6 protein-coding genes are annotated in these 6,344 nt (G+C 55.6%); all 6 read left to right on the forward strand.

Features of this window, described 5'->3' with window-relative positions:
- The first annotated feature begins 34 nt into the window (after positions 1-34).
- The 6 genes from ACTG39_RS08295 (at position 35) to nqrE (ending at position 6,309) form a co-directional block, all read left to right on the forward strand.
- A complete protein-coding gene (locus ACTG39_RS08295) occupies positions 35-1,504 on the forward strand; it encodes a glyceraldehyde-3-phosphate dehydrogenase (RefSeq protein ID WP_439107076.1) in 1,470 nt (489 codons plus the stop codon).
- Positions 1,505-1,729: 225 nt separating this feature from the next.
- Complete coding sequence (locus tag ACTG39_RS08300) at positions 1,730-3,073, forward strand: Na(+)-translocating NADH-quinone reductase subunit A (RefSeq protein ID WP_439107077.1); 1,344 nt, start codon at positions 1,730-1,732, stop codon at positions 3,071-3,073.
- Positions 3,074-3,076: 3 nt separating this feature from the next.
- The gene (locus tag ACTG39_RS08305) at positions 3,077-4,273 is read left to right on the forward strand and encodes an NADH:ubiquinone reductase (Na(+)-transporting) subunit B (protein WP_439107078.1); all 1,197 of its coding nucleotides are present in this window, start codon (positions 3,077-3,079) and stop codon (positions 4,271-4,273) included.
- Entirely contained in the window at positions 4,266-5,036 is a 771-nt protein-coding gene (locus ACTG39_RS08310; protein ID WP_439107079.1) for a Na(+)-translocating NADH-quinone reductase subunit C, read from the forward strand. Before ACTG39_RS08305 ends, ACTG39_RS08310 begins: the two co-directional genes overlap by 8 nt.
- A gap of 2 nt (positions 5,037-5,038) precedes the next feature.
- On the forward strand, positions 5,039-5,701 hold the full coding sequence (locus tag ACTG39_RS08315) for an NADH:ubiquinone reductase (Na(+)-transporting) subunit D (protein ID WP_439107080.1): 663 nt from the start codon (positions 5,039-5,041) through the stop codon (positions 5,699-5,701).
- The gene (gene nqrE / locus ACTG39_RS08320; RefSeq protein WP_009022444.1) at positions 5,701-6,309 is read left to right on the forward strand and encodes an NADH:ubiquinone reductase (Na(+)-transporting) subunit E; all 609 of its coding nucleotides are present in this window, start codon (positions 5,701-5,703) and stop codon (positions 6,307-6,309) included. Before ACTG39_RS08315 ends, nqrE begins: the two co-directional genes overlap by 1 nt.
- Positions 6,310-6,344 lie beyond the last annotated feature (35 nt).

A 6,344-nucleotide genomic window follows, 5' to 3' on the forward strand; every position in this document is an offset into this window, starting at 1 on the left:
TCGCGATTACCTCGCCATTAAAGGAAACTTATCCGTGACGGACCGCAAAAGACCACGCCCCGACGACTACTTCAAGGACTGGAAAGAGCGCGAAGCGCTGGCAGAAGACATCATTCCGCTAGTGGGCCGTCTTGCCCGGGAGAAAAACGTTAAGTGCTTCTGCTATGACAAGTCGCTGGTAAACACCTCGGTGCTGGATCTCATGAAGACCCACCGCTATGTCCGCCAGGTCGAAGGTAATGAACTCTCGGAGCGTGAGACCCATCCTGTATTAATGGCAATGAGCAAGCTGGATTTGGGGCCTGCGCACATTGATGTGGGTCGATTGGCGGTTAATTACTACGATAAGAATCACGGCAAAGGCCTGAGCGTCGACGAGTATGTGCAGGAGCAGCTTGGCTACCTCATGCAAAGCGATGACTCGGCGGCACAGGAGCCAGTCGATGTTGTGCTTTACGGCTTTGGGCGTATTGGTCGCCTGGTGGCAAGAATTCTCATTGATAAAGCGGCGGGTGGCGAGGCGTTTCGCCTCCGCGCGATCGTCGTGCGTAAGGGCAAGGCTCCGAACGACTTGGAAAAGCGCGCAAGCCTGCTTCGTCGGGATTCGGTACACGGCGCCTTTAACGGCACGATTCGGGTCGACGAAGAGCGTCAGAGCTTTGTGGCCAACGGCAATGAAGTACGGGTTATTTACGCAGACTCGCCAGATAGCATCGATTACACCGAGTACGGCATCAACAACGCGATTGTCATCGACAACACAGGTGTTTGGCGCGATGAAGAGGGCCTGTCGCAACATCTGAAGTCCAAAGGCGCCGCCAAAGTCATCCTCACGGCACCGGGCAAAGGCGATATCAAAAATATCGTTGCGGGCATTAATAACGAGGATATCGACCCAGGGGACAGCATTATTTCAGCGGCGTCATGCACGACTAACGCGATCGTGCCGCCCTTAAAAGCGATCGATGACAAATTTGGCATCCTCCATGGTCACGTGGAGACCGTTCACGCCTTTACCAACGATCAAAATCTGATCGACAACTATCATAAGGCCGATCGGCGGGGGCGGAGTGCGCCGCTCAATATGGTGATTACCGAAACCGGAGCGGCGAAGGCCGTGGCAAAGGTGCTGCCACAGCTGTCTGGAAAGTTGACGGGGAACGCTATTCGAGTGCCGACACCGAATGTATCAATGGCCATTTTGAACCTCACCCTGAAGGAGGAGACCGACGCGGAGTCTTTGAACGAGTACATGCGGCACATGGCATTACACTCGAGCATGCGCCGACAGATCGATTACTCCAACTCTCCCGAAGTAGTCTCATCCGACTTTGTGGGATCGCGAACAGCCTGTGTTTATGACGCAAGGGCGACCATTGTCAGCGGGAATCAGGCGGTCATGTATCTATGGTACGACAATGAATTTGGCTATAGCTGCCAGGTTTACCGCGTCATGGAGCGTATGGCGGGGGTCAACTACGCCGTTTATCCCGAGTCGGCCTAGTTTCTAAAGGGAACTGCCCTCAGCATTTTGTGCAAATTGGTGCCCGCTTCAGTGGCGGGAGCACCCTGCGCTTCGCTATAATGCGCGCGGCCTGAAGCCGGCTCGTCGGGGGAGCGAAGCGAGTCGGTAAGTCAATCAAGGTAACAACTGCTCAAGACGTCGCTTCAATGACGCTGCAGGGCTTATCTATTCGCTTGAAACACAACGACAATCCAGGCGGGTTACATGATCAAAATTTCCCGAGGGCTTGATATCCCTCTCGAGGGTGCGCCCGATCAGACTATCTCTGATGCACCCGAGCCGCGCGCTGTAGCGGTGCTTGGCGCTGACTACGTGGGCATGAAGCCAACGATGGCCGTGCAGGTCGGCGATCGCGTCCAGTGTGGGCAGGTGCTTTTCAGCTGCAAGAAAACCGAAGGTGTTCACTACACAGCTCCGGCTGCCGGGACCGTGTCTGCGATTAACCGCGGTGCCAAGCGAGTTCTGCAATCGGTAGTCATTGACCTGGATGGTGATGACGCCGTCGCTTTCGATGCTTACACAGCAGACGATGCTCGGGCTCTTGCGCCAGAGCTGGTTAGAGCTCAGCTTCTAGCTTCCGGACAGTGGGCGGCGCTGCGTACGCGCCCGTTCAGTTCTGTGCCTGGGCCTGAGCACCAGCCCGCGGCCGTATTCGTTTCTGCGATGGATACGCATCCATTGGCGGCAGATCCGTCGATTATTGTTGCAGAGCAGTCCGAGGCTTTTTCCCTGGGACTTGATCTCCTCGCGGGTCAGACGACAGGATCCCTGTATGTCTGTAGCGCGCCTGGTTCCGGGATATCTGGTGGCAGCGCGGATAATATTCAACGGGAAGAGTTCGCAGGGCCCCATCCCGCGGGATTGGCGGGTACCCATGTACATCATCTGTTTGGTGCGAGCGCTGACCGGATGGTGTGGACCGTGGGGTATCAGGATGTCATTGCTATCGGCAGACTGTTTTTGGATGGTCGTGTTTGGACGGAGCGCGTAGTAGCACTGGCAGGGCCCCAGGTCGAAAAACCACGACTGCTGCGAACTCGACTGGGGGTCGATCTTGAGGCTTTGGTCGCCGGACAGCTGGCGGCAGGCGAAAACCGCATTGTTTCCGGCTCTGTACTGGGCGGGCGCAAAGTCGCAGGTGCTACCGCCTATCTGGGGAGATACCACACCCAGGTGACGGTCCTTCAAGAAGGACGGGAGCGCGAGTTTCTGCACTATCTAAGTCTGGGTGCCCAAAAGCACTCGAGCCTTGGTATCTACCTGAGCAGTTTTTTTGGCCGCAAGCCGCTACCCATGACGACGTCGACCAATGGTAGCGAGCGAGCGATGGTTCCCGTGGGCGCCTACGAACGCATCATGCCCCTGGATATTTTACCCACCCAGTTGTTGCGTTCCCTCATCGTCGGCGATACGGAAACCGCTCAGGCTCTGGGGTGTTTAGAGCTTGACGAAGAAGATCTGGCCCTGTGCACCTACGTGTGCCCGGGCAAATACGAATACGGGCCTATCCTCAGAGATAACCTGACACGCATACAGAAGGAGGGTTGAGTCGTGGCTTTACGCAAATGGCTTGACGGTGTTGAGCACCACTTCCAGGACGGCGGACGCTATCAAAACTTCTATCCGCTCTTCGAAGCCGTGGACACCATATTTTACAAACCTTCATCGGTAACGCGCTCTACAGCGCATGTTCGCGATGGTATCGACTTAAAGCGCATCATGATCACGGTGTGGCTTGCGGCATTCCCGGCAATGTTCTACGGAATGTACAACCTCGGCTTTCAGGCCAATGAGGTTCTTGCGGTAACCGGCGGCAGCGTTGACGGTTGGCGGGGATCGCTCATTGCGACTTTTGGTGGCAATGACTCTGCGAATATCTGGCACAACATGTGGTTTGGCGCGCTGTATTTCGTGCCCATTTACTTTGTGACTTTTGCGGTCGGCGGTTTTTGGGAGGTTCTCTTTGCCATCAAGCGAGGCCACGAGATCAACGAGGGTTTCTTTGTAACCTCCATTTTGTTTGCGCTGATCTGCCCGCCGGATCTGCCTCTTTGGCAGGCGGCTCTGGGGATTAGCTTCGGGATCGTGATCGGCAAAGAAGTGTTTGGAGGCACGGGTAAGAACTTCCTCAACCCGGCACTCACTGGTCGTGCGTTTTTGTACTTTGCCTATCCCGCGCAGCTATCGGGTGACGCGGTGTGGACAGCGATCGACGGTTACAGTGGTGCGACGCCGCTGGGCTTGGTGGCGGCCGAGGGCATGACCGCACTGCAAGCGCAATACACTTGGATCGACGCCTTCATCGGTGCGATCCCCGGCTCCATCGGTGAGACCTCGACATTGATGGTCATGATCGGCGGCGCCGTGTTGCTCCTCACCAAGGTGGCTTCCTGGCGCGTAGTCGCTGGGGTGTTTCTGGGTATGTTTGTGTTTTCCTCGTTCCTGAACATCGTGGGCTCCGATAGCAATCCTGCGTTCTCCATGCCCTGGTACTGGCACATGGTGGTGGGCGGCTTTGCTTTCGGCATGTTCTTTATGGCGACGGACCCCGTTTCAGCAGCGATGACCGATCGCGGTCGTTGGGCTTATGGTTTCTTGATCGGCGTCATGACGGTACTTATTCGGGTTATAAACCCGGCGTTCCCCGAGGGCATCATGCTGGCGATATTGTTCGCCAACCTCTTCGCGCCCTTGTTTGACCATTTCGCCGTCCAGGCGAACATCAAGAGGAGACTTGCCCGTGGCTAGTAACGACGGTATTGGCAAGATTCTGGGCGTAGCGCTGGCACTGTGTATCGTTTGTTCGGTCATTGTTTCCACGGCAGCGGTGGTGCTTAAGCCGGCACAGCAGGCCAATAAAACCCTCGATCGCAAGCGAAATATTCTTCAGGCGGCAGGTATGCTGGAGGAAGGACGCAGCGTGGAAGAGCAGTTCGCCGTGGTGGAAGAGCGCTTTGTAGATCTTCAGAGCGGTCAGTTCACCGATATGGTCACAGCGGGCTATGACCAGCGAGCGGCGGCCAAGGACCCTTCTCTGTCACGGAATGTGCCCGGGGAAGAAGACATTGCCAAGGTCGGTCGGCAAGCCAAAGTGGCTCAGGTGTACCTGGTTCGTGGCGATGGCGGTGACTTTGAAAAGATCATTTTGCCCGTTCACGGCTACGGACTTTGGTCAACGCTCTACGGATTTCTTGCTCTCGAGTCCGACGGCAATACTGTTGCCGGACTGGGATTTTACGATCACGGAGAGACGCCCGGATTGGGTGGAGAGGTCGATAACCCTCGCTGGAAAGCCTTATGGCCCGGCAAAAAAGTCTATCGTGACGGTGCGGTGGAGCTGAGCTTGAGCAAAGGCGCAGTTGATCCGGCAAACGCCAATGCCGACTGGATGGTGGATGGCCTGTCAGGCGCGACGCTTACCAGTCGCGGTGTTACAAATCTCATCGATTTTTGGTTGGGCGATGATGGCTTCGCCCCCTTCCTTACAAACCTGAAAGATGGGGAGGCCTGATCATGGACTCTGTAAAAGACACGCTCGCGGGACCGATTTTCAAGAACAATCCGATCGCGCTACAGATCCTTGGGATTTGTTCCGCCTTGGCCGTGACCTCATCTTTGAAGGTCACTCTGGTGATGTGTATCGCCCTGACCATGGTCACGGCCTTTTCGAATCTGTTTATCTCCTCGATCAGGCACCATATTCCCGGAAGCATCCGCATTATCGTTCAGATGACGATCATTGCGTCTCTGGTGATTCTGGTTGATGAGGTACTCAAGGCGGTCGCTTACGACATCAGCAAACAGCTGTCTGTGTTCGTGGGATTGATTATCACTAACTGTATTGTGATGGGTCGAGCCGAGGCCTACGCCATGAAAAACCCGCCGGTGGCGAGCTTTATGGATGGTATCGGAAATGGCCTCGGGTACTCGGTGGTGCTGATCTTTGTCGCGGTGATTCGCGAACTATTTGGCGCAGGCAAGTTGTTCGGATTTGAGATTCTTCCGCTGGTGACCGAAGGTGGTTGGTACAACCCCAACGGCTTATTGCTGCTTCCACCGAGCGCGTTTTTCCTGATTGGCCTGTTTATCTGGATCCTCCGTTCCGCGGATGCCAAGCAGGTTGAAGAGCCGGACTTCCGCATGGCGAAGCACACTGCAGCGGAGGAGGGCGCCTGATGGAATATTATCTTGGCCTGTTTGTACGGGCGATTTTCATTGAGAACATGGCGCTGTCTGTCTTTCTCGGTATGTGTACCTTCCTTGCGGTATCCAAAAAGGTAAGCGCGGCGATCGGTCTTGGGATCGCGGTGGTGGTGGTGTTGACGATCACGGTGCCGGTAAACAATTTGATCTACAACTACCTGCTGGCGGATGGCGCTCTTGCCTGGGCTGGCTTACCGGATGTGGATTTGAGCTTTCTGGGACTGCTGTCGTATATCGGCGTTATTGCCGCACTCGTGCAGATACTCGAAATGTTTCTGGATAAGTACGTACCCGCGCTCTACAACGCACTGGGCGTGTTTCTACCGCTGATTACCGTGAACTGTGCAATCCTCGGCGCCTCGCTGCTGATGGTCGAACGTGACTATAACTTTGGCGAAAGTGTGGTCTTTGGTGCTGGCGCAGGTGTCGGTTGGGCGTTGGCGATCGTCGCCTTGGCAGGCATCCGGGAAAAGCTTAAGTACAGCGATGTGCCCGACGGCTTGCAGGGGCTCGGCATTACCTTTATCACTGTAGGACTGATGTCCCTGGGCTTCATGGCTCTGGGCGGCATCGATCTCTAAGGCAAAATCATGGATATGACAATCGTATACGGCGT

It is taken from the genome of Congregibacter sp. (assembly GCF_965662665.1).
Lineage (GTDB): Bacteria > Pseudomonadota > Gammaproteobacteria > Pseudomonadales > Halieaceae > Congregibacter.